Genomic DNA, 26598 nt, shown 5'->3' on the forward strand with positions numbered 1-26598 from the left:
CGCGAATGCGGGGGATCCGGCGCGCCGCGGCCCGTCGGCTTTATCGCTGCCGCTGTTGCCGCGTCATCGGCTTTCGCGGACGCCGCGCTCCGCGGCAATGTGATCCGTCTCACATAGTGTGCGGCACTGTCGCGCGGCTGTCATTCGCGCGCCGCGTTTGACCTTTGCGGATGACAATGGCTTGTTGCCGGGATCGGCCAAATCCAAACATCCAAGAAAAAAGTGACACCGATGGGAAATGCCTACGAAATCTACGCGCTGCGCTATGCGACGATGTCGCCGCGCACCCCGCACCTGAATTTTCTGGTCCCCGATCCGCACGAGACCACGGCGGCGGATCTCGATTATTTCGTCTGGTTGATCCGCGGCGGCGGCCGCGACATTCTGGTCGATACCGGCTTCAACGCCGAAGAGGCGAAGGCGCGTGCACGCAAGCTCACGCTCAATCCAGTCGACGCGCTGGCGAATTTCGGCGTGGCAGCCGACACGATTCGCGACGTGATCGTCACCCATTTGCATTACGACCACGCCGGCAATCTCGATCGCTTCCCGAACGCGCGGTTTCACTTGCAGGATCGCGAGATGAGCTATGCGACCGGGCGCTGCATGTGCAACGGCATGCTGCGGCATCCGTTTTCGGTCGAGCACGTCACCACGATGGTGCGTCATGTCTACGGCGAGCGCGTCACCTTCCATTCCGGCGACGGCGAGATCGCGCCGGGCGTGACGGTGCATCGCGTCGGCGGCCATTCCGATGGCCTACAGGTCGTGCGCGTGGAGACCGCGCGCGGGCCGGTGGTGCTGGCCTCGGACGCTGCGCATTACTACGCCAATTTGCAGAAGCGCAGCCCGTTTCCGATCGTCTACAATGTCGGCGATATGGCGCAGGGCTGGGAGATCGTCGAGCGTCTGGCCGGCCATCCCGACCGTTTCATCCCCGGCCACGATCCGATCGTGAGCGAAATCTATCCACGCGCCAGCGACAAGGTCGATGCATTCGCCCTGCATCTGGCGCCGTCACGATCGTTCGTAAAATAGCTGATGGTTGTGATGTCAGCATACAAGACTGTTGGCTTCATCGGCCTCGGCGTGATGGGCGAGCCGATCTGCCGCAATCTGGTGAAGAAGAGCGGCAAGCGCGTCCTTGCCTTCGATCTGTCGCCGGAGCCCTTGGCGCGGCTGCAGGCCGACGGCGCCGAGGTCGCGACCTCCGTTGCCGATGTTGTCAAGCAGAGCGAGCTGCTGTTCCTGTGCCTGCCCAGCGCCAAGCATGTGCGCGCGGTGTTCGAAGGCGACGGTATTCTCACGAACATCCGGAGCGGGCAGGTCGTGGTCGATCTCGGCACGTCGTCGGTCAGCCAGACCCGCGATTTTGCCGGGCAGCTGCAGGCCAGGGGCGCGGCCTGGGCCGATGCGCCGATCGCGCGCACGCGGCAGGCGGCACAGGACGGCACGCTCAGCGTCATGGTTGGAACGACGCCTGCGCTCTATGCCGGCATCGAGCCATTGATCCGTTGCTTTGCGACCGACGTCACCCATTGCGGCGAGGTCGGCGCCGGGCAGGTGACGAAGATCCTCAACAACATGGTGCTGTTTGAAACCGTCAACGCGCTGGCCGAAGCAGTTGCGGTGGCGAAGCATAATGGCGTCGATCCAAGACTGCTGCTTGATACGCTTTCAAAGGGCTCGGCGGACAGTTTTGCGCTGCGCAATCACGGCATGAAGGCGATCGTGCCGGGGAATTTTCCGGAGCGCGCATTCTCGACCGAGTATGCGCTGAAGGATCTGTCCTACGCGCTGGAGCTCGCGGCCGATGCCGGACTGAAAATTCGCGGCGCGGAGTTGATCGGCACCGTGTTGCAGGAAGCGATCGATGCCGGATCGGGAGCTAATTATTTTCCGGTCATCGCGAAACATATTGATAGAAGCTAACCGGAGATTCCCATGATCACGCGCTTTCCCGGGCTTACCCCGACCCGCAGCCGCGCTGTCGCACACGACGATCTTGTTTTCACCGTGGCGGTCGCGCCTGATCCGGTAAGCCCGTCGATGTATGAGCAGAGCGCCAAGGCGCTTGCCCGTATCGACGAGAGTCTCGCTTTGTGTGGCTCAGACAAGAGCAAGATCCTCTCGGCCATCGTCTATATCGCCGATATCAAGCAGAAGGGCGAGATGAACCGCGCGTGGGACGAATGGGTCGATACCAAAAACCCGCCGATGCGCGCCTGTCTGGGTGTCGATCTCGAGCCGCCGCACATCGTGGAGATCGTGGTGACGGCGGTGAAGTAGTAGCGTAGCGACCAACACGCCGCTGTCATCCCCGCCACCGGGTCGCGCGAATGCGCGCCCGATGACAGGCTCCGGCGGGGATCCAGTACGCCGCGGCCTATCGGCTCTATCGCAAGCGTCTCTGGAATACTGGGTCGCCCGGTCAAGCCGGGCGATGACAGTCATAGCGTGGAGCGAACGCGCCTCAATACGCTTCTTTCGCGTCGGCTTCTTCGCTGGTCTGCACCAGATCGAGGCCCTGCTCGATCTTGCCGAGCAGCCGCGCGAAATCGCGGCGCTCCTGCGCCGAAAGGCATGACAGGATTTCCTGCTCCTTGCGCAACAGGCGCGGGATCAGCTCCTCGTAGAGCGTTACGCCCTTGCGCGTCAGGCGCAGCCGGAATTCGCGGCGGTCGTCCTCGTTCTCGACGCGCTCGACGATCTGCCGCTTCATCAGCGAGGTGACCGCGCGGCTGATAGTGGATTTGTGCGTGCGGGTGCAGTGGGCGATGTATTGCGCGCTGCAGGCATCGTGGCGGAAGCCGAGCGTCGCCAGCACGCGCCATTCCGGAATGTCGAGGCCGTAGCGCGCCGCGTACTCGACCGAGAGCGCGGAGCTGACTTCCGCCGCCAGCCGGTTGAGCTGAAACGGCACGAATTTGAAGAGGTCCAGCCGGGCGCCTCGTTTCGCTGCGGTCTCATCGCGCGGGTCGACAGCCACTTCGCTGGAAGACGCCTTTGGCAAAATCGCTCCAATTTGAGTTGACGCCGGGCCTGGCTCGGGGTTTAAGATAGTTGCAGATGCGACTAATTTAGCAGGGTCGCCCGCCCTTGGCCAGTCACAAGGTTGAGCTTATGGCGCTGACTAAAACCCAGTTCGGCTATCGCCGCCACCCCGATCAGGATCGGGCGGGCGCGAGCGTTGCCGAACATGCAGTCGTCGTGGTCGGCGCCGGTCCGGTGGGACTGTCGCTGGCGATCGATCTGGCGCAGCGCGGGCAATCTGTGGTGCTGCTCGACGATGCCGACCGGATCGGCGAGGGCTCGCGGGCGATCTGCTTCTCCAAACGCTCCCTCGAATTCTGGGACCGGCTCGGCATCGGCCAGCGCATGGTCGACAAGGGCGTGGTGTGGAGCGTCGGCAAGATCTTTCACGGCGAGCAGCAGCTCTACCAGTTCAATTTGCTGCCGGAGCAGGGCCACAAACGGCCGGCCTTCATCAACCTGCAGCAATTCTATGCCGAGGCCTATCTGGTCGATCGCGTCGGCGAGCTTCCTGCCATCGACCTGCGCTGGCGCAACAAGGTGACGGGGCTCGAGCCGCGCAACGACCACGTGGCTTTGACGATCCAGACGCCTGACGGTCCGTATCGCCTGAATGCGCAATACGTCATTGCCTGCGACGGCGCGCGCTCGTCGCTGCGGCAAATGGTGGGTGCGGAATTCGCAGGTCAGGTGTTCGAGGATCAGTTCCTGATCGCCGACGTCAAGATGACGGCCGCGTTTCCGACCGAGCGTTGGTTCTGGTTCGATCCGCCATTCCATGCCGGACGCTCCGCGCTGTTGCACAAGCAGCCCGATGACATCTGGCGGATCGACCTGCAGCTCAATCGGTTTGCCGATCCCTCGGTCGAAAAGCTGCCGGAGAACGTGCGGCCGCGGATCGCCCGCATGCTCGGGCACGACAAGTTCGATTTCGAATGGATCTCGCTGTACAAATTCCAGTGCCGGCGGATGAACAAGTTCATCCATGGCCGGGTGATCTTTGCCGGCGATGCCGCGCACCAGGTCTCGCCGTTCGGCGCCCGCGGCGCCAATTCCGGGCTCGAGGACGCCGAGAATTTGGCGTGGAAGCTCGATCGGGTGCTGCGGGGCACTTCGCCGGAGGCGCTGCTGGAGAGCTATCACACCGAACGCAGCGCGGCGGCTGATGAGAACATCCGCGAGTCCACCCGCTCGACCGATTTCATGGCGCCGAATTCCCACCAGGAGGCGCGGCTGCGCAAGGCGGTGCTCTCGCTCGCCAAGGAAACCGAGTTCGGCAAGCGCATGGTGAATGCGGGACGTCTCTCGACGCCCTCGATCTACGAAACGCCGCTCTCGACCGCCGATGGCGACGCGTGGCGCGGCGGCCCGCGGCCCGGTGCGTCGATGGCGGACGCGCTGGTGGCAGGCCCGGGCGGCGAACCGATGTTCCTGACCGATGCTTTCATCGAAGCCGGAGCGCGATTTACGCTGCTGGAGTTTAGCAATGGTGCCGCGCCGGAGCTGCCTGAAGGAGTGGGCGCGATCAGGATTGGCGGCAAGGATGGCTTTGCCGATGCCGCGGGCCTCGCCGCCGCACGCTACGATGCCGAACCCGGCACCGCCTATTTGTTGCGTCCCGACGGCTATGTCGCGGCGCGGTTCCGGCATCTGACCCGCGAGGGGCTCGACGCCGCGCTGGCGCGTGCCGCCGGCACACCTGAGGTTTTGTGATGGTGCTATCGACCGCCTCGAATTTTGCCAAGCCAGACGATGCGTTTCGCGCCATCGTCGAGGCGCATCGGGGCTTGAGCGACGAGCAGAGCGCCGATCTCGATGCCGCGCTGGTTCTCGTGCTCGCCAATCATATCGGTGATATCGCCGTTTTGCATGAGGCCATCGCGCTCGCCAAGCTGCGGATGCTCGATGCCGGCCAGCAACAGCAACAACAGCAGCAGTAATTCCACGTCTCGAACGAAGTCAGGAATCGAATTGATGGCCAAAGGTTTCGCGTCCACGACCGATCTGGTGGAGAAGAAGATCACCTTCTCCGAAATCGGCACCGATCTCTACGCGTTCACCGCCGAGGGTGACCCGAACTCCGCGATCATTGTCGGCGACGATGGCTGCCTGGTGTTCGACGCGCAGTCGACGCCGGCGATGGCGAATAAAGTGATCGAGCGGGTGCGCACGGTTACCGACAAGCCGATCAAATATGTCGTGCTGTCGCATTATCACGCGGTGCGCGTGCTGGGGGCTTCCGCCTACAAGGCGCAGGGCATTGTGGCCTCGTCGGAAACCCATCGGCTGATCGAGGAACGCGGCCAGCAGGATTGGGATTCCGAGTATGGCCGCTTTCCGCGTCTGTTCCAGGATGCCGAGAGCATTCCCGGCCTGACCTGGCCGACGCTGACTTTTGAAGGCGAGATGTCGATCTATCTGGGAAAACGCGAGGTGCGGCTGATGCAGCTCGGGGCCGGGCACACGTCGGGCGACATCGTGGCCTGGGTGCCGGATGCCGAAGTGATGTTCTCCGGCGATCTCATCGAGTATCACTCGGCCTGCTATTGCGGCGATGCGCATTTGCGCGAATGGCCGGCCACGCTGAATGAAATCCGCGCCTTCAATCCCAAGGCGATCGCGCCGGGCCGTGGCGATGCGCTGAAGGGCCTTTCGACCGGGCGCGACGCGATCGCGATGACGCGTGACTTCGTCACCTCGCTCTATGGCGCGGCGGAAAGCTCGGTCGCCAAGAGCCGCACACTAAAGGAGACCATGGCCGCGACGCGCGAGGTGATGGATCCAAAGTTCTCCAGCTTCGCGATCTACGAGCACTGCCTGCCGTTCAACGTCTCGCGCGCGTTCGACGAGGCGTCCGGGATCGACGACCCCGTAATCTGGACCGACAAGCGCGACCAGGAAATGTGGGCCGCTCTGCAAGGAGGAGGATGACCATGAATATCAATACCTCGCCTGATGCGATCGTTCGCAGTTCCGCCCAGCTGACGCCGGGCTACATGTCCGGCTTCGGCAACAGTTTTGAGACCGAGGCGCTGCCGGGCGCACTGCCGATGGGGCGCAACTCGCCGCAGCGCTGCGCTTACGGGCTCTATGCCGAGCAATTATCCGGTTCGCCGTTCACCGCGCCGCGCGGCAGCAACGAGCGCTCGTGGCTTTATCGCATCCGCCCGTCGGTGAAGCATTCCGGGCGCTTTGCCAAAGCCGATGCCGGGCTGTGGCGCACCGCGCCGTGCCACGAATACGACCTGCCGATCGCGCAACTGCGCTGGGATCCCGCGCCGATCCCGAAGGAGGACATGACGTTCCTGCAGGGCGTGCAGACCATGACCACCGCAGGTGATGCCAATACCCAGGCCGGCATGGCCGCGCATGTCTATCTCATCACCAAATCGATGGTCGATCAGCATTTTTACAATGCCGACGGCGAGATGATGTTCGTGGCCCAGCAGGGCAATCTGCGTCTCGTCACCGAGTTCGGCCGGATCGATATCGAGCCCGGCGAGATCGCCGTTATCCCGCGCGGCGTGAAGTTCCGCGTCGAGATTCCGTCAGGGCCCGCGCGCGGCTATCTCTGCGAAAATTACGGTGGCGCGTTCACGCTGCCGGAGCGGGGGCCGATCGGCGCCAACTGCCTCGCCAATTCGCGCGACTTCCTGACGCCTGTTGCGGCCTACGAGGACAAGGACACGCCGACCGAACTCTACGTGAAATGGGGCGGCTCGCTGTTCAAGACCACGCTGCCGCATTCGCCGATCGACGTGGTGGCGTGGCATGGCAATTACGCGCCCTACAAATACGACCTGCGCACCTTCTCGCCGATCGGCGCCATCGGCTTCGATCATCCCGATCCCTCGATCTTCACGGTTTTGACCGCGCCGTCGGAAACCGCCGGCACTGCGAACATCGATTTTGTCATCTTCCCGGAGCGTTGGATGGTGGCGGAGAATACGTTCCGTCCACCCTGGTATCACATGAACATCATGTCGGAGTTCATGGGCCTGATCTACGGCGTCTACGACGCCAAGCCGCAGGGCTTTACGCCGGGCGGCATCTCGCTGCACAACATGATGCTGCCGCACGGCCCCGACCGCGAGGCCTTCGATCACGCCAGCAATGGCGAATTGAAGCCGGTGAAGCTGACGGGCACCATGGCCTTCATGTTCGAGACACGGTATCCGCAACGCGTGACCGCGCATGCCGCGAATTCGGCGACCCTGCAGGATGATTATGCGGATTGCTGGAAGGGCCTTGAGAAGCGGTTCGATCCAAACAAGCCGTGATCTCCTACCCTCCCCTGGAGGGGGAGGGTCGCCACGCATGCAGCGAAGCGGAATGCGTAGCGGGGTGGGGTGACGGTCTCTCCTCGCGAACAGTACCCGAGTTGAGAGATCACCCCACCCCGCCGCTCCTTTCAGGAGCGTCGAGCCTCCCCCTCCAGGGGAGGGTAACAAGGGCGCCGCTGCGTCTCATGAGGAAAACATGCCCCATCCCAACGATCCCAAACTCCGCTCCTTCATCGACGTCGCACCCGATTCCCATTTCCCAATCCAGAATCTCCCTTACGGCGTCTTCTCCACCAAGGACGGGCTGGCTCCGCGTATCGGCGTCGCGATCGGCGGTTACGTGCTCGATCTCTGGCAGCTAGCACAGGATTGCCGGTTCGATGTCGTCGAGCCCGGGGTGTTCGCCGCGTCGCAACTCAACCCGTTCATGGCGCTGGGGCCGAAAGCCTGGTCGAGCACGCGGGCGCGGATCAGCGAGCTGCTGCGGCACGATCACCCGGAACTGCGCGACAATGAAAAATTGCGCAAGCGCGCGCTGGTGCCGATGGCGGATGTGAAGCTGCATCTGCCATTCGCGGTCTCCGGCTACACCGATTTCTATTCGTCAAAGGAGCACGCCACCAATGTCGGCGTGATGTTCCGCGGCAAGGACAATGCGCTGCAGCCGAACTGGCTGCATATGCCGATCGGCTACAACGGGCGCGCCTCCACCGTCGTGGTCAGCGGCACCCCGGTGCGCCGTCCGCGCGGCCAGTTGAAGCCGCCGACCGCCGAGGTGCCGAGTTTTGGCCCCTGCAAGCGGCTCGATTTCGAACTCGAAATGGGCGTGGTGGTGGGACAGGCATCGCCGATGGGCGAGATGCTCACCGAAAAACAGGCCGAAGAGATGATCTTCGGTTTTGTGATCCTGAACGACTGGAGCGCGCGCGACATCCAGCAATGGGAGTATGTGCCGCTCGGGCCGTTCCAGGCCAAGGCATTTGGAACGTCAATCAGCCCGTGGGTGGTGACGCGCGAGGCGCTGGAGCCGTTCCGTCTTCATGGCCCTGCGCAGGATCCAAAACCGCTGCCTTATCTGCAGCAGGTGCAGCCGAACAATTACGACATGGCCCTCGAGGTCGGCCTGCGCGCGGCGCAGATGAACGAGGCCATGAATATCAGCCAGACGAACTTCAAATACATGTACTGGTCGTCGGTGCAGCAGCTCGTGCACCACGCTTCAAGCGGCTGCGCCATGAATGTCGGCGATCTCTTAGGGTCCGGCACCATCTCGGGTCCGGAGAAGGACCAGCGCGGCAGCTTGTTGGAGATAAGCTGGAATGGCACCGAGCCGGTCGAATTGGCCGGCGGCGTGAAACGAACGTTCCTCGAAGACGGCGACTCGCTGGTGATGCGCGGCTGGTGCCAGGGCGACGGCTATCGCGTCGGTTTCGGCGAGGTCGAAGGGACGATTTTGGCGGCGGCGTGACGGAGCCGTAGGGTGGGTAAAGGCGCGGAGCGACGTGCCCACCATCCATCGTCGAGCAAGCTGCGGAATGGTGGGCACGCTGTCGCTTTGCCCACCCTACGGCATTTTGGCTTCACCGCTCCTGCGGCGGAATATCCCGTAGTCTCGCGCAATGCGCATCGACATCCTCGACGCTGTATTTCAAATGCACGCGCTTGTCCGACGGCAACTGCTTGGTGACGCACACCCCCGGCCGCCGCTCTGTCGCGGGACGGATCGGCCGCGGCGCAAAACCGCCGCCGCAGTTCGGGCAGACATTGTGCAGCTTGTTGTCCACGCAATCGGCGCAGAACGTGCATTCGTAGGAGCAGATCCGCGCGTCCGCCGCATTCGGCGGCAAGTCCTTGTCGCAATATTCGCAGTTCGGCCGGAGTTGCAGCGCCATGGTGGTCTCTCGTGGTGTGATTCAGTCCATCATCGCAAATCAAACCGCAACCGCGAATGCCAAATTTCCCTCGAATTGCGCCATGCTGCTGCGGGGCTTTCATCCATCGAGACGCCGCTTCGCGGCTCCTCAGAATGAGGTCTGAGAACCTTATGTTGGCAGCTATGAGGTCTTAGAACCTCATGGTGAGGAGCGTGTCGAAGACGCGCCCATCTGGTTCAGCACGCTCATACCCGTTCTCGCAGCGGCAACCTCACACTCTCCTTCAGCCGGTCGAGCACGATCGACGAGCGCACATGGGCGACGCTCTGGTGCGGCATCAGCACGTTGTTGACGAGGTCGGAGAGGTCCTTGAGGTCGCGCAGCACCACCTTCAACACGTAATCGGCGTCGCCGGTCAGCGAATAGGCTTCCTGGATGTCGTCGACGCGGTTGACCAGCGCACGGAATTTCTTGGAGTTGTCGGGCGAATGTGTCGCCAGGGTGATGTGGATGAAGGCGATCAGGTTGAAGCCGAGCGCCTCGCCGGCGAGGTCGGCGTGGTAGCCGGCGATCACCTTCTCTTCCTCCAGCCGCATCCGCCGCCGCGAGCATTGCGAGGCCGACAGGCCGACGAGGTCGGCAAGCTGCTGGTTGGTCAGCCGGCCGTCGTCCTGCAGGGCGGCCAGCATTTTGAGGTCGAAAGCGTCTACGGAGATCATGCGAGAATTACCGCTTTTGTGCACAGATCGTGCATCATGTTAGCCGAACACGGTCCCATTTGCACACACATTGCACCTATTTCGATCGATATTGATCCAGATCAATTTTCTGGAGATTCCGCCATGGGTCCGTTTCCGCACGACGCCCCGGCCGCCACCATCAGCGCCGACAATCCGATGGGCACCGACGGCTTTGAGTTCGTCGAGTATGCCCACCCGAAGCCTGAAGAGCTGCACGCGCTGTTCAAGCTGATGGGCTACGTGCCGGTCGCCCGCCACAAGACCAAGAAGATCACGGTCTATCGCCAGGGCGACATCAATTATCTCGTCAACGAAGAACCCGGCACCCACGGCCATGGCTTCGTCGCGGCGCATGGGCCTTGCGCGCCGTCGATGGCGTTTCGCGTGGTCGATGCGAAGCTGGCCTATGAGCGGGCTTTGTCCCTCGGTGCCGAGCCCGCCGATGTCTCTTCCGCGCAGAAGACGCTCGACGTTCCCGCCATCCAGGGCATCGGCGGCAGTGTACTCTATTTCGTCGATCGCTACGGCGCCAAGGGATCGGCCTATGATATCGAGTTCGAATGGCTTGACGCCAGGGACCCGCGTCCCGCCGGCGCCGGGCTTTATTACATCGACCACCTCACCCACAACGTCTATCGCGGCCGCATGGATGTTTGGACCGGCTTCTACAAAAAGCTGTTCAACTTCCGCCAGATCCGCTTCTTCGACATCGAGGGCCGCGCTTCCGGGTTGTTTTCACGCGCCCTGACCAGCCCGGACGGCAAGATCCGGATTCCGATCAACGAGGACGCCGGCGATTCCGGGCAGATCGAGGAATATCTCAACATCTATCGCGGCGAGGGCATCCAGCACATCGCCTGCGGCGCGCGGGACATCTACGCAGCCGTCGAGACGCTGCGCGACGCGGGCTTGCCGTTCATGCCGTCGCCGCCGGAGACCTATTTCGAGAAAATCGACGCGCGGCTGCCGCAGCACGGCGAAGATCTCGCGCGCCTGCAGGGCAACGGCATTCTCATTGACGGCGAGGGCGTCGTCGACGGCGGCCAGACAAAAGTGCTGCTGCAGATTTTCTCGGCGAACGCGATCGGGCCGATCTTCTTCGAATTCATCCAGCGCAAGGGCGACGATGGATTCGGCGAGGGCAATTTCAAGGCGCTGTTCGAATCGATCGAGGAAGATCAGATTCGGAGAGGCGTGCTGAAGGTGGATAACGCGGCGTAGGTTCGTAGGGTGGGCAAAGCGAAGCGTGCCCACCATCGAGCAGCGCGATCGGTGATAGATGGTGGGCACGGCGCTTGCGCGCCTTTGCCCACCCTACGGCATCGAGATTATCCTACCGCTTCCACGCATTCGTGACGTCGCCGATCTTCGCCACCTCGGGCTCGCGGATCGCGGACGGCGTCCGCGAAAACCGCGGCGCCGGCGCCGGCTGCGTCACGCCGTGGCGCTCGACAAACACCTTGCGCGCGGCCATGTGCGGATGATCAGGCGCTTCCGCCATGGTCAGGATCGGCGCGAAGCAGATGTCGGTGCCTTCCATGATCTTGCACCAGTCCGCGCGCGACTTGCTCTTGAAGACTTTCGTCAGCTTTTCCTTCAGCGTCGGCCACGCCTTGCGGTCCATCTGCGCGTCGAAATCGGCGTCGGCAAGATCGGCATGCTTGCGCAGCAGCGCGTAGAACTGCGGTTCGATCGAGCCGATCGAGATGAAATTGCCGCAGGAGCATTCATAGACACCGTAGAAATGCGCGCCGCCGTCGAGAAAATTCTGGTCGCGGCCCTCGGTCCAGCGCCCGCTCGCGCGCATGTCGAAGAACATCGACATCAGCGATGCCGCGCCATCGCACATTGCAGTGTCCACCACCTGGCCCTTGCCGGACTTCGAGGCTTCTAGCATGGCGGCAAGTACGCCGACCACGAGATAGAGCGCGCCACCCCCGAAATCGCCGACGAGGTTGAGCGGCGGCACCGGCTTCTCCTTGGTGCCGATCGCGGCCAGCGCGCCTGTTATCGAGATGTAGTTGATGTCATGGCCGGCGGCGTTTGCCAGCGGGCCTTCCTGGCCCCAGCCGGTCATGCGGCCATAGACCAGCTTTGGGTTGCGCGCGAGCACGACATCCGGGCCGAGGCCAAGACGTTCCATCACGCCGGGGCGGAAACCTTCGATCAGCGCGTCTGCACCGGCGAGCAGGTCGAGCACCTGAGCAATGGCGGCCTTGTCCTTCAGATCGAACTCGATCACCTTGCGGCCGCGCACGGCGACCGCCTTGAGGTTCTTGCCGGCGCCGACGCGGTCGAGCGTCACGACCTCGGCCCCCATGTCGGCGAGCAGCATGCAGGCGAACGGGCCCGGGCCGATGCCGGCGAATTCGACGATGCGAAAGCCGGCGAGCGGGCCGGAGGCGCGGGTGGCGGATTGGGCGGCTGGTTTATCGAGCACTTGTTTTCTCTCCCAAAGGAAACGTCTTAATTAGTTGATTAGCTAAATTGTCCCGCCGAAGCGAGGGCGTGGCAAGCTTCTTTTGCCGAAAATCTGGTCAAAAACGAAAGCGGCGCGCATTGCTGCGCGCCGCTCGCATGAAAGTTGTGTTCAGGCGCTATCAGCCCGCCGCTGTCACCGCACGCTGCGCCATCACCTTGATCAGGTTGGCGCGATAGTCCGACGTTCCATGGATATCGCTCATTAAGCCGCTGGCGGAAACCTTCACGCCGTCGATCGCCGCGGCCGACCAGTTGGCTTTCAGCGCCGCCTCGATCGCCGACACCCGCATCACGCCGTCTTGCGAGGCGCCGGTTGCCGCAACCCTGACGTCACCTGCCTTGGTCTTGGTCACGAACACGCCGGTCAGCGCGAAGCGCGAGGCAGGGTGGCGAAACTTGGCATAGCCCGCCTTCGCCGGAATCGGGAACGAGACCGCGGTGATGATCTCGCCATCGTCGAGCGCCGTGGTGAACAGGCCCTTGAAGAAGTCGTCCGCCGAAATCGAGCGCTTGTTGGTCTTCACGGTGGCGCCAAGCGAAACCAGGGCCGCGGGAAAATCCGCGGCCGGGTCGTTGTTGGCGATCGAGCCGCCGATCGTGCCGCGATGGCGCACGGCGGGGTCGCCGAGCACCGAGGTGAGGTAGGCGATCGCCGGGATCGACTTTTTCACGTCAGCGCTTTGCATGATGTCGAAATAGGTCGTGGCCGCCTTGATGGTCAGCGTGTCGCCTGAAGATTCGATGCCGACAAGCTCCTTGATCTTGCCGAGATCGATCACGTCTGTCGGAGCGGCCAGCCGCTGCTTCATGACCGGGATCAGGGTGTGGCCGCCCGCGAGATACTTTGCGTCCGAACCCTTGCCGAACATCGCAACCGCTTCGTCGACCGAGGAGGGGCGGTGATAATTTGTCTGGTACATGATGTGTCCTCCGTCTCAGCCGTGAATCGCATGCCAGACGCGATCCGGCGTCGCGGGCATTTCGAGGTTGTTATTGCCGATCGCATCCGTGATGGCGTTGATGACCGCAGCCGATGCGCCGATCGCGCCCGCTTCGCCGCAACCCTTGACGCCGAGCGGATTGCCCGGACACAGCGTCGTGGTGTGCGACAGTTTGAAGGAGGGCAGGTCGTCGGACCGCGGCATGGCGTAGTCCATGAACGATGCCGTCAGGAGCTGGCCCGAGCTATCATAAACCGCGCCCTCCAGCAGCGCCTGCCCGATGCCCTGGGCAAGGCCGCCGTGGACCTGGCCTTCGACGATCATCGGGTTGATCAGCCGTCCGAAATCATCCGCCGCCACGAAGTTGACGAAGGTGCTCTTGCCGGTGGCGCTATCGACTTCCATTTCACAGATGTAGGAGCCGGCCGGGAAGGTGAAGTTGGTCGGATCGTAGAACGCGCCTTCCTTCAGGCCCGGCTCCATACCGTCAGGCAGGTTGTGCGCGGTGTAGGCGGCGAGGGCGACCATCGGCAGCGCGATCGACTTGTCGGTGCCGGTGACCTTGAACTCGCCGTTCTCGATGACGATGTCGTTTTCGGACGCTTCGAGCTGATGGGCTGCGATCTTCTTGGCCTTGGCTTCGACCTTTTCCATTGCCTTCAGGATTGCGGTGAGGCCGACGGCCGCCGAGCGCGAGCCATAGGTGCCCATGCCGAACTGCACTTTATCAGTGTCGCCATGGACGATCTGCACCTGGCTGATCGGAATGCCGAGCCGTTCGGCGATGAGCTGGCAGAAGGTCGTCTCATGACCCTGGCCGTGGCTGTGCGATCCGGTCAGCACTTCGATCGTGCCGACCGGATTGACGCGCACCTCCGCCGATTCCCACAGTCCCACGCCGGCGCCGAGGCTGCCGACCGCCTTCGACGGCGCGATACCGCACGCCTCGATGTAGCAGGAGACGCCGAGGCCGCGGAGCTTGCCTTCGGACTTAGCTTTCGCCTTGCGCGCCGGGAAGCCGGCGTAATCGATCGCCTTCATCGCGGAGTCGAGGGAGGCGCCGAAATCGCCGATGTCATAGGCCATGATGACGGGCGTCTGATGCGGAAACTGCGTGATGAAATTCTTGCGGCGCAGTTCGGCCGGATCGACCTTCAACTGCCGTGCCGCCGTTTCCATCAGGCGTTCCACCACGAAGCTGGCTTCGGGGCGGCCCGCGCCACGATAGGCGTCGACCGGCACCGTGTTGGTGTAGACGCTGATCACTTCGGCGAAGATGTTGGGGATGTTGTACTGGCCCGACAGCAGCGTCGCGTAGAGATAGGTCGGCACTGAGGACGAGAACAGCGACATATAGGCGCCGAGATTGGCGTAGGTTTTTACCCGTAGCCCGGTGACCTTGTTGTCCTTGTCGAACGCCATTTCCGCCTTGGTGAGGTGGTCGCGGCCGTGCGCGTCGGTCAAAAAGGCTTCGGTGCGGTCGCCGGTCCACTTCACGGGACGGCCGACCTTCTTGGAGGCCCACAACGCCACCATTTCTTCGGGATAGATGAAGATCTTTGAGCCAAAGCCGCCGCCGACGTCGGGCGCCACCACGCGCAGCTTGTGCTCCTGGGCGATGTTGTAGAACGCCGACAGCACGAGGCGGGCGACATGCGGATTCTGCGAGGTCGTGTAGAGCGTAAAGTGCTCTTCCGGCTCGTTATATTCGGCAATCGCCGCGCGCGGCTCCATCGCGTTCGGAACCAGGCGGTTGTTGGTGATGTCGAGCGATACGACGTTGGCCGCCGCCTTGAAGGCCGCGTCGGTCGCGGCTTCCTCGCCGATGGTCCAGTCGTAGATCACATTGCCCGGGGCTTCCGGGTGCAACTGCGGCGCGCCCGGCTTGATCGCGGCGCGAATGTCCGATGCGGCGGGCAATTCCTCGTAGTTGACGACCACGGCCTCGGCCGCGTCCTTGGCCTGGTTCTTGGTCTCGGCGATCACCACCGCGACCGCCTGGCCGACGAAGCGCACGATCTCCGGCGCCATCGCCGGCCATGCGCCCATCTTCATGCCTGTGCCGTCCTTGGAGGTGATGGCCCAGCCGCAAATGAGGTTGCCGATCTTGTCGTCGACGATCTGCTGGCCGGTCAGCACGCCGACCACGCCCGGCATCTTCATCGCCTCTGCAGTGTCCACACTCTTGATCTTGGCATGCGCATGCGGGCTGCGGACGAAATGCGCGTGGGTCATGCCCATCAGCTTGATATCGTCGACGTAGCGGCCCTTGCCGGTAATGAAACGGCGGTCTTCCTTGCGCACAACGCTTGCGCCAATGCCTTCAACGCCCATGTCCTGTCCTCCCAACCGGAGTTATTGTTTCCGCCATTTCCATCGAAACGCGGTGTCGAATTCGAAAAATTGCTGGCCGATGACGTCTATTCCGCCGCCTGCGAAACCTTCATGCGCCCGGCCGCATCGAGCACCGATTTGACGATGTTGTGGTAGCCGGTGCAGCGGCAGATGTTGCCTTCGAGTTCCTGCCGAACGGTCTCTTCGTCGAGATTGCCGCTGTGGCGGTGCACAATATCGATCGCCGACATGATCATGCCCGGGGTGCAGTAACCGCACTGCAGGCCGTGATTGTCGCGGAACGCCGCCTGCATCGGGTGCAGTTCGTCGCCTTTGGCAATGCCTTCGATGGTGGTGACGTTCGAGCCCGCCGCCTGGCCGGCCAGCACGGTGCAGGACTTTACCGCCCGGCCGTCGATATGGACGACGCAGGCGCCGCATTGGCTGGTGTCGCAGCCGACATGGGTGCCGGTAAGGTTCAGATTTTCGCGCAGGAGATGGACCAGAAGCGTCCGGTCCTCGACTTCGGCCGACACGGCTTTGCCGTTCACGGTCAATTTGACTGTAGACACGCGTAGTACCTCCCCGATGTTTTGTAATTATTCCAATTAGAAACAGCGGAGCAGCAACTTGCAACTAGGATTTTGGTCGGGCGGGTCATTGTGAAGTCATCGATGGTGTTGCCGCGACTCGCGAGGCGGCACTTTGCTTACCCTCCCCTGGAGGGGGAGGGTCGGCTCACATGGAGCGCAGCGAAATGTGAGACGGGGTGGGGTGAAGGTCTCTCCGCGTCCAACAGTGCCCGAGCTGAGAGACCGTCACCCCACCTCGGTTCGCATGTCATGCGAACCGATCCTCCCCCTCCAGGGGAGGATAAAAGAGCGCTCCCTTGCCGCTTTTGCCCGTATTTACGTACCCTTATCCATTGTGCCTTAAGTTTGCGCACCGCGTTGGGGTTGGGGCCCCGATGCCTGGTTTTCAGAACGAAAACGGGGGGCAACGTGCGATTCCAGAAGCTTAGCGGCGCGTCCTTCAGACTCCCAACCCTGCGGTTCCGCGCCAAGATCGTGCTCGGCTTTGCCGTCGTGCTGGCGATTTCGGCCGCCAGCATGGGATTTGCCTATCTCGGATTCGAGCGTGTTTCCGACGGCGTGGATTCCTACCGGCGCAGCGTGCAGGAGGCGGACCTGTCGCGCGACATCGATCGCGAACTGATCTCCTACCGTGCGCTGGCCCGCTATTTCGTGGTGACCGGCAAGGAAGAGGACGGCAGGGCCGCGCTGGAGGCCGAGGCGCGCCTGAAAGAGGCGATCCTGGTCTCCATGAAGGGCACCACCGACCGGCCACGGCTCGAGCAGATCGCGAAGCTGGAGCGGGAATTCCGCACCTTCACCAAGATTTTCGCCGACATGCTCAAGGTCAAGGAGGACAGCGCGCGCATCGCGCAGAACCAGCTCGTACGCACCGGCAACTCGCTGCGCTACAAGCTCGACGACCTCCCCAGCAATGCCGAAGATGAAGAGATGCCCCTGATCACGCTCGGCGCCAAGAAGGTGACCGAACAGTTCCAGGCGGCGACCGCGCTTGCCAATACCTTTGTGGTCAATTCCGACCAGTCGGTCGCCACCAGCGCATTGGCGCGCCTGAAATTCGTCGAGAACGCGCTGAAGGCGATCTCGACCACCAACCCAAGGATCGTGGATGGCATCAAGGAAGTCTCCGGCATGCTGGAGGAATACCGCCGTTCGCTCGCCTTGCTGGTCGGCAATGCCAAGGAGATCGAGGGATTGATCCAGGAGATGACGGAGACGGCGGCCGAGATCAACAAGGCGTCGGCCGCCATGAAATCGGACCTGCTGGCCGATCAGAAGCGGCTCGAAGCCGAGTCGGACGCCACCATCGGCGAGACCGAACGGCTGATCCTGATCCTCGCGGCGGGCGGATTTCTGCTCGGCTGCGTCTGGGCGTTCTTCCTCGGCAAGGGCATATCCCGACCGATGACGGCGATGTGCAATGCGATGCGCAAGCTCGCCGCCGGCAATTTCGAAGTCGTGCTTCCTGGTCTTGGCCGCAGGGACGAACTGGGCGAGATGGCAGGCGCGGTCGAGGAGTTCAAGGTGCAGGCCATCGCCCGCGCCGAGCGTGACGCCGCCACCCAGGAAGCGCAGAACAAGGCGGCGAGCGAGGCGCGGCGCGCCGAACTGATTCGCTTCGCCGACGAGTTTGAGACCGCGGTCGGCGCCATCGTCGCCAACGTATCGTCGTCGGCCGTGCAGCTTGAAGCAGCCGCAGGCACCCTGACGCGGACCGCGGAGACCACCCAGAGCCTGTCGAGCCAGGTTGCCGGCGCCTCGGAAGAAGCTTCCACCAACATGCAGTCGGTGGCATCGGCGACCGAAGAATTGTCAGCGTCCGTCGACGAGATCGGGCGACGCGTCAAGGAAAGCAGCGAGATCGCGCAGGCCGCCGTGCGCCAGGCCGAACAGACCGACGGACGGATCGGAAAACTGTCGCGCGCCGCGCAGGAGATTGGCGATGTCGTCAAGCTGATCACCGCTATTGCCGAGCAGACCAATCTGCTCGCGCTGAACGCCACCATCGAGGCGGCCCGCGCCGGCGATGCCGGCCGCGGCTTTGCCGTGGTGGCGTCGGAAGTGAAATCGCTCGCCAGCCAGACCGCGAAAGCGACCGACGAGATTTCCAATCACATCTCGGGCATGCAGGGCGCGACGCAGGAATCGGTCGCCGCGATCAAGGAGATCGGCGGCACCATCGGAAAAATCTCCGACATCGCCTCGACGATCGCGAGCGCCGTCGAGCAGCAGAGCTCGGCGACGCAGGAGATCGCGCGCAGCGTCCAGAACGTCGCGCAAGGCACGCAAGAAGCGGCGACGAATGTCATGCACGTCAATCGCGGTGCGACCGAAACCGGCTCGGCTTCCGAGGAAGTGCTGAATTCGGCGCGCAGCCTGTCGAGCGAAAGCACGCGGCTGCGCGAAGAGCTCGATCGCTTCATGGCGAACATCAGGGCGGCGTGAGCTCGTAATCCGATCGCGCAAACAAGATATGGTGTCATCATCCGCGAAGGCGGATGATCCAGTATTCCAGAGACGGTAGTGATAGACCGAGAAGCCGCGGCGTACTGGATGCCCGCCTTCGCGGGCATGACGGCCGGAGATTTTCATTCCCTACCGAACTGGTGCTTCAGCTCCACCTTCGCGCGCTCCAGCCGTGCGGTCGTGTGCAAGTTCGCCGCTGGAGGCCGAATTATCGCGGTTCTCGCGTATCTCTCAATGCCCCGCGTGAAGCGCATCGTTGAGATAGATGCAGGTCAGAATCGCAAAGACGTAAGCCTGCAAAAATGCCACCAGCAATTCGAGGGCGGTCAGCGCAACGGTCAATGCCAGCGGCACCATGCCGCCGATCCAGCCAATCGTGCCAAGCGAAGTGCCGAGCATGGCGACGAAACCCGCAAACACCTTCAGCGTGATGTGGCCGGCCAGCATGTTGGCAAACAGACGGACGCTGTGTGAAAGCGGCCGCGACAGGAAGGAAATGATCTCGATCGCGACGACCAGCGGCAGAATGTACATCGGAACGCCGCTGGGAACGAAGATCCTGAAGAATTTCAAGCCGTTTTTGTAGAGGCCATAGATCAGCACCGTGAAGAACACGAGCAGCGCAAACGAGGCCGTAACGATGATATGGCTTGTTACCGTGAAGGTGTAGGGAATGATGCTGATCAGGTTCGCGACCAAGATGAACATGAAGATGCAGTACACCAGTGCGAAAAACTTCATTCCGTCTTCGCCGGCGGTGGAGCGGATCATGGTAGCCACAAACACGTAGCTCAGCTCGGCGGCCGACTGGAAACGGCCGGGGACCAATTGCCGGCCTTTCATGCCTCGAACCGCCAGCAGGCAGATCACCGCCACCGTGATCAACATGTAAACTGAGGAGTTGGTGAAGGCGACCGTGTGGCGGCCGATGTGGCCAATCGTGAAGATGTTGTTGATGTTGAACTGGTGGATGGGATCGAGGGTCATGCGCGGGTCCTCCGGACCACCAACAACAGCAGTTGCTGTCACATCATTGTTATGGTGACACGAGCCAAATTGACCGAGAGCCCCACACCCAGTTTGGGGCCGCGAACCACCAAGGTAACCCCTTTCGCGTTACGCAACCGCGCGACGCCTGCTCCTCCCGCCAGGGCCCCGCCCGCTCCAAGCGAGATGTAGTTGCCGGCGAGATCCTCGGGGGCATGCAAGTTGAGCGCTCGCCCTTCCAGCGCACTGACAGTCTGCGTCAGCGTTGCCCCGAAGCTCGCGCTTGTAACCTCGAAGGGATACGTTTTTCCCCGGAATGTCAGCGTCCCTTTGCCATTGCCGATCCCCACGACAATGCCGGCCGTACCGAAGAGAACGCGCAAGGTAGCCGTATCTGCCAGCAATGGACTGCCCATGGCCGTCCATGCCGCAAACGTCAAAAAAATGTATGTCACCGAACTGAACAGATGACGCATCGCATTCCCGCACTTGATGAAGTCGTCAAAGTGCAGGCCAATTGTGCGTGCGTATGTTGAGATAGATCAAGGCACCGGTACAGGAGGTCGGATGACGGATCGCTTGGCTCGCCACGCTTAAGCGGGCGTCGCGTTATGGCCTCGCATGCACGCGGAAGCTATGCAATTTCGCCGCCCCAAATCCCCCGGAACCCCCATCCGCCGAGGGCGTTATCTCGGTGCCGGGCATCATGTTTGCCGCAATTTGACGTGAAAACCCTGGGGCTGGGGCGTTCCGGGGTGTTTTTTATTGGTCCAAACCGATGGGTGCGACAGCAATACGGCAAGGAGCGGCAGTGGATAAGCGTGCGTCCATTTCCGCAACGGCCAGCCAGCATACCGATGGCGTCATCGAGACAAGCATTCCTGCGCGGCTCGATTCCCTGCGGTGGGGCGGCTTTCATACCCGCGTCGTGGCCGCGCTCGGCATCACCTGGATTCTGGACGGGCTCGAAGTCACGCTGGCGGGTGCTTTGTCGGGCGCGCTGAAGGAAAGCCCGACGCTGCAATTTTCGAATTTCGATGTCGGCCTCGCCAACAGCGCCTATCTCGCGGGCGCGGTGCTCGGCGCGCTCGGTTTCGGCTGGCTGACGGATCGCATCGGGCGCAAGAAACTGTTCTTCATCACGCTCGCGCTCTATCTCACCGCGACCGCAGCCACCGCGCTGTCGTGGAACGTGGCGAGTTACGCGCTGTTTCGCTTCCTGACCGGGGCTGGCATCGGCGGCGAATACACCGCGATCAATTCGACGATCCAGGAACTGGTGCCGGCGCGCTATCGCGGCTGGACCGATCTGGTGATCAACGGCAGCTTCTGGATCGGGGCGGCAATCGGCGCGGTCGCTGCCATCGTGCTGCTCGATCCTGGCCTGCTGGCTCCCGATCTCGGCTGGCGGCTAGCCTATTTCATCGGCGCCGGCCTCGGCCTGATCGTCCTTCTGATGCGGATGTGGATCCCGGAAAGCCCGCGCTGGCTGATGATCCATGGCCGGCCTAAGGAGGCGAACGCGATCGTCGACGGCATCGAGAGGATGTCGACGCGACATCCGGATCATCCGGCCGATGAGGTGTTCCCGAAGATCAGGCTGAAGATGCGCAGCCACACGCCGCTGGGAGAGGTGGCGCATACGTTGTTCACGACTTATCGGACGCGTTCGATGGTCGGATTGGTGCTGATGGTCGCGCAGGCGTTCTTTTACAACGCCATCTTCTTTACCTTCGCGCTGGTGCTGACCGATTTCTTCGGCATTCCGTCCAACCATGTCGGCTGGTACATCCTGCCGTTCGCGGCTGGAAACTTCCTGGGGCCGCTGCTGCTCGGCCGGCTGTTCGATACGCTGGGCCGGCGCATGATGATCACCGTGACCTACGGTGTCTCGGGCATCTTGCTCGCGCTGTCGGGCTATCTGTTCTCGATCGGCGTTCTGACCGCGCAGACCCAGACCATCGCCTGGATGGTGATCTTCTTCTTTGCCTCGCCGGCGGCGAGCGCGGCCTATCTCACCGTCAGCGAGACGTTTCCGCTGGAGGTGCGCGCGCTCGCCATTGCCCTGTTCTACGCGATCGGAACCGGCATTGGCGGCGTGGCGGGACCGGCGCTGTTCGGCGCCCTGGTCGATACCGGATCGCGCAACAGCGTCTTCGCCGGCTACCTGTTCGGGTCGGCTTTGATGATCGTGGCCGCCGCCGTCGCGTGGCGGTATGCCATCGCGGCCGAGCGCAAGTCGCTCGAATCTGTCGCACGGCCGCTCGCATTTGTGGAGTAGGATGAGATGAATGAGGATCTGCTGGAAATGCCACTGGAAGAAAACATGGCGGAAGAAGAAATCGTGCGTGAAGACGACGATGCGCCGGACACCGTGCCGGTGCCGCGCTCGCTGATTACGCACCTGAGCGAGACCGCGATCCTGCTCGACATCGACGGCACGCTGCTCGACTTGATGCCGACGCCGCGCGAAGTCTGGGTGCCGCCGGGCCTGGTGAAGACCTTGAATCGCCTGCTGGTGCGAACCAACGGGGCGCTGGCGCTGGTCAGCGGCCGCTCGCTCAACGATATCGATCTGATTTTCGCGCCGGATCAATACCCGGCCGTTGGCGGCCACGGCGCCGAGATGCGGATCGATCCGGACAGCGAGTCGGTGGACGCCCATGCGCCGCCACTGGACAAGGAATTGAAGCGCCGGCTGGCTGCGATCGCAAAGCTGAGCCCGGGAATATTGCTGGAGGACAAAGGCTATTCGCTGGCGCTGCATTATCGCCTTGCGCCGCACGCCGAGAAGGCGATCTATGCCGCGGTGTCGCTGATCAGGGCCGATCTGCCCAACGCGCCGATCGAGGTGCTGCCTGGCAAATGCGTCTGCGAGATCAAGCATTCCGGATTCAGCAAGGCGAGCGGCGTGCACGAGCTGATGAAACGCGAACCTTTCAAGGGCCGCCGACCGTTCTTCATCGGCGACGACGTCACCGACGAGACCGTGTTTGCGATCATGCCTGATCTCGATGGCCTGGCCTTCTCGGTCGGACGCCGCGCCAAGGGCGTCGCAGGGCACTTCGATGCGCCGAGCGACGTGCGCGAGTTCCTCGCGCACCTGCTTGATGATGAAAGGGACGCAACCTTGCCATAATGTTTTTCGTCTCGACGGCTTTCGACCACAGATTCTCGCGCTTGATGCCGAGGTTCACGACAAAATTTATTTTTCGTGAGTTCCAGTGAGTTCCTCCGCGCCGCAGCCCGAATTTGGTTTCAATTCGTTGAAAGGGTGATCAGGAACCATATTGATGAACGGCTGTTAACCGCGGGCGCTATCAACGGGAGGGACCTTTGAACCTCGTCGTCGTTTCTAACCGCGTTTCGCGCGGAAAACCCAATGAACCCATGACGGGGGGACTCGCGGCGGCGTTATTGCCGATCGTCGAGAAGTCGGGCGCTATCTGGGTCGGTTCCAGTGGCAGAGTCCGCGACGGGAACCTGAAGGAACCTTTTGCCGAAATCGAAGCACTGGGTACCGGTGCGCTTGCAATGCTGGATTTGCCGGCAGCGCATTATGGCGGCTACTACGAAGGCTTTGCGAATTCCGCATTGTGGCCGGCGCTGCATTCGCGCGCGGATCTGATCCGTGCCACGCAGGAGGATTATCTCAGCTATCGCGAAGTGAACGCCTTCATGGCGCGCGCGCTGCTGCGATTTCGAAAGACCGATTCCGCGTTCTGGATTCAGGATTACCACTTCCTCGCGCTCGGCGCCGAGTTGCGCGATCTCGGCGTCACCGAGCCGATCGGATTCTTCCTGCACACGCCGTGGCCGTCGCGTTCGGTGATATCGGGCGTGCCGCATCATCGCGAGCTGATCGAGGCGATGCTGGCCTACGATCTGATCGGTTTCCAGACCGACGAGGATTGCGAGAATTTCCTGTCTTATGCGCAGTCCGACCTCGGCCTCGTCGTGCATGACGGCGTCGTCATTTCGCGCCACGGCCGGACCCGCGCTTCGGTATTTCCGATCGGCATCGATCCCGGACAATTTGCCCAGTTGGCTGCGAAGGCGTCGACCCATCCTGATGTCTCGCGGCTACGGCGCAGCCTGAACGGCGAGAAGCTCGCAATCGGCGTCGACCGGCTGGATTATTCCAAGGGCCTGATCAACCGCATCAAGGCGTTCGACCGGATGTGGACGCTGCATCCGTCAATGGCGCGCACGGCGTCGCTGCTGCAGATCGCGACGCCTTCGCGCGGCGCGATCGAGGCCTATGGCAATCTGCAGAACGAGGTCGCCAGGCTCGTCAGTGACGTCAACGGCCAGCACGGCGAGGTCGACTGGACGCCGATCCGTTATCTCAACAAGGGTTACGGCCAGGCCGTGCTCGCAGGGCTCTATCGCACCGCGCAGGTCGGCGTGGTGACGCCGTTGCAGGACGGCATGAATCTCGTCGCCAAGGAATATGTCGCCGCGCAAAACCCGGTCGATCCCGGCGTGCTGGTGCTGTCGAAATTCGCCGGCGCCGCCAACGAACTCGATACCGCGCTGCTGGTCAATCCGCACGATATCGACGGCATGGCGCGCACCATCGCCACCGCGCTGTCGATGCCGCTGACCGAACGCCGGATGCGCTGGGAAGCGATGATGGCGAAGCTGCGCGGCCAGACGATCCAGACATGGTTCGCCGACTTCACCGAAGCCTTGGGCGAGTGTCGGCTCGACAGGGGCGAGTTGGCGCCCGGGATCGCTGAGCCCGTGATATGGCCGCTTCACTCCGCCACCACCGGCGGGATACGGTACCACTAGCCTGGAAGCAGAACTTCCGACCTCATCCTGAGGAGCCGCGCAAGCGGCGCCTCGAAGGATGAAGGCCCGGCTGTGGCCTCATGGTTCTCGCGGCCATGCGCAGCATCGTCCGGAGTCGCGCGGAGCCTGTCATCGGGCCGCGCATTGCGCGGACCCGGTGGCGTTCCTCACCATGAAGGTTTGTGAGGGAAGCTTGCCTGACTAAGGCAACCTCAAAAACAATACGCCACCCCATCCAGGATCGGGCACCGTGCCTTGCTCGGCGCACTCGGATTCTCCATCGGCACGTGCCCACCCTTGCCGTTGCCCGCGAACACCCCGGGCCCGATCACCACCGAGGACTTGTTGCCGATGATCACGCTCGGATGCGGCGAAGCCAGCCGCGACGTCGTGCCGTCGGCCCACACGATAGCGTCACCCGAATGGATGCCGCGCCTTCCGTCGTCGCAGGTCACGTCGTTGCCCTGCCGCGTGCAGGCCTGCGCCAGCGCCGGGTGGGCGGCGCCGATCGCGAGCGCCGATACCAAAACCGACGCCAGGACGGTCAGTTGAAGCGTCCGAATGATCATGTTTGCCGTCCTCCACCAACAGGGTCGCCACTTATCGTCGTCGATCGTGGCCGGATTTCGGTTCAAGGCCCGCCGCCGCGCCATATCGCGGGCCTGGAGCGATCCAAATAGCCAAACAAATTCAATGAATTGGGGAAATTTCCGCCGCCGCCCCCGGCCTCCCTTGCAAAATCACGCCTGCCCCTTCAAGAGAGGGCCTCCGGAGAGATGGCCGAGTGGCTTAAGGCGCACGCTTGGAAAGCGTGTGTGCGGGAAACCGTACCGTGGGTTCGAATCCCACTCTCTCCGCCATTTCTACGCAACAGCTCTCCGCTGTATCCGATTGTTCGAATCTACCGCCAAGCCACCGAGGAATTTGGTTTTCAGCCAATTCGCGATCGCTGTGCTCTCAGCCTCGGCACGCTCCCGGATGCTAACGCGTCAAGCCGGAGTCCATAACCAATTCGAATTGAATCTGGATGAATTTTCGATTGGACCGGGGTGTGTGGTTAGCCCATTTTCGCGGCCGAATGTGATTTCATAACCTCCAGCGCTTTGACGGGAAGAACTGGGAGTTATTTGGAGCGATCATTAGCGAATGAATCGCTCCACCGATCTAAACAGATGACTTAAACAAGCCACCTTGAAGTGGCGAACGGAGGGCTCGCCATGGAGACGCTGGACTTTACCGGCCGAAATGTTCTCGTCGTGGGCGGCTCGAGCGGGATCGGCAACGGGATCGCCCAGGCGTTCCGGGCGCGCGGCGCCAGTGCCACTGTTTGGGGGACACGGAAATCCGTGCAGGACTATGCCGCGTCCGAGGGATCCGACCTGACGGGGCTTGCCTATGTGCAGGTCGACGTGTCCGACGAGCACTCGATCGAGGCCGCCGCCGGCTTCTCCAAACTCGACGTTCTCGTGCTATGCCAGGGCGCTGTTCTCTACGAGCGCGCGGAATTCAAGATGCCTGGGTTTCGTAAGGTTCTTGAAGTGAATCTGATGAGCCTAATGGCCTGCGCCGACAAGTTTCATGACGCGCTGACGGCCGCCAAGGGGGCGTTGATCATCGTTAGTTCGACCGCGGCGTTCCATTCTACCATGGGTAACCCTGCCTACAACGCGTCGAAGACGGGCGCGTATGGATTGACGCGCACACTTGCCGAAGCTTGGGCGCGCGACGGCATAAGGGTCAATGGCATTGCGCCGGGGCTCGTCGATACCAAGATGACGAAGGCGACGACGGATAATCCGAAACGGCTCTCCGCCAGCTTGAGAAAGATTCCGCTGGGCCGTCTCGGTACGCCCGCGGATATGGCTGGCGTTGCGCTATTTCTCGCCTCGGACCTGTCCGCCTACGTGCTCGGCCAGACGATCATCGTCGATGGTGGGCTCCTTGTCTGAGGCCAACGCCCATTTTGAGATGCGGACGGCGGCGACGCAACGCCGAGCATGAGAATCCCAGGATGATCTTGGATTTCAGGACCAATCGGGAATTTCAAAACGGATGGCGAGCGGGGAAGG

The 26598-nt window shown here is 62.4% G+C and carries 24 protein-coding genes and 1 tRNA gene; 15 read left to right on the top strand and 10 right to left on the bottom strand.

All coding sequences use genetic code 11. The features are described 5' to 3' along the window. The first annotated feature begins 231 nt into the window (after window positions 1-231). From ACPPVP_RS02830 to ACPPVP_RS02840, 3 genes are read left to right on the top strand one after another with little or no spacing between them, the layout of a single operon-like run. The gene (locus tag ACPPVP_RS02830; RefSeq protein WP_426531102.1) at window positions 232-1038 is read left to right on the top strand and encodes an N-acyl homoserine lactonase family protein; all 807 of its coding nucleotides are present in this window, start codon (window positions 232-234) and stop codon (window positions 1036-1038) included. Between the two features lie 12 nt (window positions 1039-1050). Further along, on the top strand, window positions 1051-1932 hold the full coding sequence (locus ACPPVP_RS02835; protein WP_426531104.1) for an NAD(P)-dependent oxidoreductase: 882 nt from the start codon (window positions 1051-1053) through the stop codon (window positions 1930-1932). A 12-nt stretch (window positions 1933-1944) separates the two neighbouring features. Next, window positions 1945-2289 (top strand): RidA family protein, encoded by a 345-nt coding sequence (locus tag ACPPVP_RS02840; RefSeq protein ID WP_426531105.1) that lies wholly within the window; start codon window positions 1945-1947, stop codon window positions 2287-2289. Window positions 2290-2473: 184 nt separating this feature from the next. Here the strand turns inward: ACPPVP_RS02840 and ACPPVP_RS02845 are convergent, their stop codons facing one another. Beyond that, window positions 2474-2989, bottom strand: coding sequence for a MarR family winged helix-turn-helix transcriptional regulator (locus ACPPVP_RS02845; protein WP_426538413.1), 516 nt, complete (start codon window positions 2987-2989; stop codon window positions 2474-2476). Window positions 2990-3123: 134 nt separating this feature from the next. Between ACPPVP_RS02845 and ACPPVP_RS02850 the strand changes: the two genes are divergently transcribed. The 5 genes from ACPPVP_RS02850 (at window position 3124) to fahA (ending at window position 8784) form a co-directional block, all read left to right on the top strand. Further along, window positions 3124-4746 (top strand): FAD-dependent oxidoreductase, encoded by a 1623-nt coding sequence (locus ACPPVP_RS02850; RefSeq protein ID WP_426531108.1) that lies wholly within the window; start codon window positions 3124-3126, stop codon window positions 4744-4746. Beyond that, window positions 4746-4973: a DUF2783 domain-containing protein gene (locus tag ACPPVP_RS02855; RefSeq protein ID WP_426531110.1), complete on the top strand. Its 228-nt coding sequence runs from the start codon at window positions 4746-4748 to the stop codon at window positions 4971-4973. Before ACPPVP_RS02850 ends, ACPPVP_RS02855 begins: the two co-directional genes overlap by 1 nt. A 34-nt stretch (window positions 4974-5007) precedes the next feature. Then, window positions 5008-5964: an MBL fold metallo-hydrolase gene (locus ACPPVP_RS02860; protein WP_426531112.1), complete on the top strand. Its 957-nt coding sequence runs from the start codon at window positions 5008-5010 to the stop codon at window positions 5962-5964. Window positions 5965-5966: 2 nt separating this feature from the next. After that, on the top strand, window positions 5967-7313 hold the full coding sequence (hmgA, locus tag ACPPVP_RS02865; protein ID WP_426531114.1) for a homogentisate 1,2-dioxygenase: 1347 nt from the start codon (window positions 5967-5969) through the stop codon (window positions 7311-7313). A gap of 199 nt (window positions 7314-7512) precedes the next feature. Next, a complete protein-coding gene (gene fahA, locus ACPPVP_RS02870; RefSeq protein ID WP_426531116.1) occupies window positions 7513-8784 on the top strand; it encodes a fumarylacetoacetase in 1272 nt (423 codons plus the stop codon). 112 nt (window positions 8785-8896) lie between these two features. Here fahA and ACPPVP_RS02875 read toward each other — a convergent pair whose 3' ends face one another. Next, on the bottom strand, window positions 8897-9208 hold the full coding sequence (locus tag ACPPVP_RS02875; RefSeq protein ID WP_426531118.1) for a DUF1272 domain-containing protein: 312 nt from the start codon (window positions 9206-9208) through the stop codon (window positions 8897-8899). Between the two features lie 227 nt (window positions 9209-9435). Then, window positions 9436-9909, bottom strand: a complete 474-nt coding sequence (locus ACPPVP_RS02880; RefSeq protein ID WP_426531119.1) for an Lrp/AsnC family transcriptional regulator — start codon at window positions 9907-9909, stop codon at window positions 9436-9438. A 123-nt stretch (window positions 9910-10032) separates the two neighbouring features. On the opposite strand from ACPPVP_RS02880, the gene hppD reads away from it, so the two are divergent. Continuing rightward, window positions 10033-11151 carry a 4-hydroxyphenylpyruvate dioxygenase gene (hppD, locus tag ACPPVP_RS02885; protein ID WP_426531121.1) on the top strand — a complete coding sequence of 373 codons (1119 nt, stop codon included), beginning with the start codon at window positions 10033-10035 and terminating at the stop codon, window positions 11149-11151. A 112-nt stretch (window positions 11152-11263) separates the two neighbouring features. Here hppD and ACPPVP_RS02890 read toward each other — a convergent pair whose 3' ends face one another. From ACPPVP_RS02890 to ACPPVP_RS02905, 4 genes are all read right to left on the bottom strand, one after another. Continuing rightward, window positions 11264-12370: a CaiB/BaiF CoA transferase family protein gene (locus ACPPVP_RS02890; RefSeq protein WP_426531123.1), complete on the bottom strand. Its 1107-nt coding sequence runs from the start codon at window positions 12368-12370 to the stop codon at window positions 11264-11266. A 160-nt stretch (window positions 12371-12530) separates the two neighbouring features. After that, window positions 12531-13331, bottom strand: a complete 801-nt coding sequence (locus tag ACPPVP_RS02895) for an FAD binding domain-containing protein (protein WP_426531125.1) — start codon at window positions 13329-13331, stop codon at window positions 12531-12533. Window positions 13332-13346: 15 nt separating this feature from the next. After that, window positions 13347-15686, bottom strand: a complete 2340-nt coding sequence (locus tag ACPPVP_RS02900) for a xanthine dehydrogenase family protein molybdopterin-binding subunit (protein WP_426531127.1) — start codon at window positions 15684-15686, stop codon at window positions 13347-13349. 86 nt (window positions 15687-15772) lie between these two features. After that, a complete protein-coding gene (locus ACPPVP_RS02905; RefSeq protein WP_426531129.1) occupies window positions 15773-16258 on the bottom strand; it encodes a (2Fe-2S)-binding protein in 486 nt (161 codons plus the stop codon). Between the two features lie 429 nt (window positions 16259-16687). Between ACPPVP_RS02905 and ACPPVP_RS02910 the strand changes: the two genes are divergently transcribed. Continuing rightward, a complete protein-coding gene (locus ACPPVP_RS02910) occupies window positions 16688-18724 on the top strand; it encodes a methyl-accepting chemotaxis protein (protein ID WP_426531130.1) in 2037 nt (678 codons plus the stop codon). A 252-nt stretch (window positions 18725-18976) separates the two neighbouring features. Here the strand turns inward: ACPPVP_RS02910 and ACPPVP_RS02915 are convergent, their stop codons facing one another. Continuing rightward, window positions 18977-19732, bottom strand: coding sequence for a F0F1 ATP synthase subunit A (locus tag ACPPVP_RS02915; protein WP_426531132.1), 756 nt, complete (start codon window positions 19730-19732; stop codon window positions 18977-18979). A gap of 38 nt (window positions 19733-19770) precedes the next feature. Beyond that, window positions 19771-20208 carry a hypothetical protein gene (locus tag ACPPVP_RS02920; protein ID WP_426531134.1) on the bottom strand — a complete coding sequence of 146 codons (438 nt, stop codon included), beginning with the start codon at window positions 20206-20208 and terminating at the stop codon, window positions 19771-19773. A 302-nt stretch (window positions 20209-20510) separates the two neighbouring features. Between ACPPVP_RS02920 and ACPPVP_RS02925 the strand changes: the two genes are divergently transcribed. The 3 genes from ACPPVP_RS02925 (at window position 20511) to ACPPVP_RS02935 (ending at window position 24529) form a co-directional block, all read left to right on the top strand. Beyond that, window positions 20511-22013 (top strand): MFS transporter, encoded by a 1503-nt coding sequence (locus ACPPVP_RS02925; RefSeq protein WP_426531136.1) that lies wholly within the window; start codon window positions 20511-20513, stop codon window positions 22011-22013. A gap of 45 nt (window positions 22014-22058) precedes the next feature. Beyond that, the gene (gene otsB / locus ACPPVP_RS02930) at window positions 22059-22871 is read left to right on the top strand and encodes a trehalose-phosphatase (protein ID WP_426538415.1); all 813 of its coding nucleotides are present in this window, start codon (window positions 22059-22061) and stop codon (window positions 22869-22871) included. 197 nt (window positions 22872-23068) lie between these two features. Next, the gene (locus ACPPVP_RS02935) at window positions 23069-24529 is read left to right on the top strand and encodes a trehalose-6-phosphate synthase (protein WP_426531138.1); all 1461 of its coding nucleotides are present in this window, start codon (window positions 23069-23071) and stop codon (window positions 24527-24529) included. Window positions 24530-24741: 212 nt separating this feature from the next. Here ACPPVP_RS02935 and ACPPVP_RS02940 read toward each other — a convergent pair whose 3' ends face one another. Continuing rightward, window positions 24742-25098: a hypothetical protein gene (locus ACPPVP_RS02940; RefSeq protein WP_426531140.1), complete on the bottom strand. Its 357-nt coding sequence runs from the start codon at window positions 25096-25098 to the stop codon at window positions 24742-24744. 201 nt (window positions 25099-25299) lie between these two features. On the opposite strand from ACPPVP_RS02940, the gene ACPPVP_RS02945 reads away from it, so the two are divergent. Beyond that, window positions 25300-25389: transfer RNA gene (locus tag ACPPVP_RS02945), tRNA-Ser, on the top strand. A gap of 357 nt (window positions 25390-25746) precedes the next feature. Further along, window positions 25747-26478: an SDR family NAD(P)-dependent oxidoreductase gene (locus ACPPVP_RS02950; protein ID WP_426531142.1), complete on the top strand. Its 732-nt coding sequence runs from the start codon at window positions 25747-25749 to the stop codon at window positions 26476-26478. The last annotated feature ends 120 nt before the right edge of the window (window positions 26479-26598 follow it).

It is taken from the genome of Bradyrhizobium sp. McL0615, assembly GCF_049993905.1.
Lineage (GTDB): Bacteria > Pseudomonadota > Alphaproteobacteria > Rhizobiales > Xanthobacteraceae > Bradyrhizobium.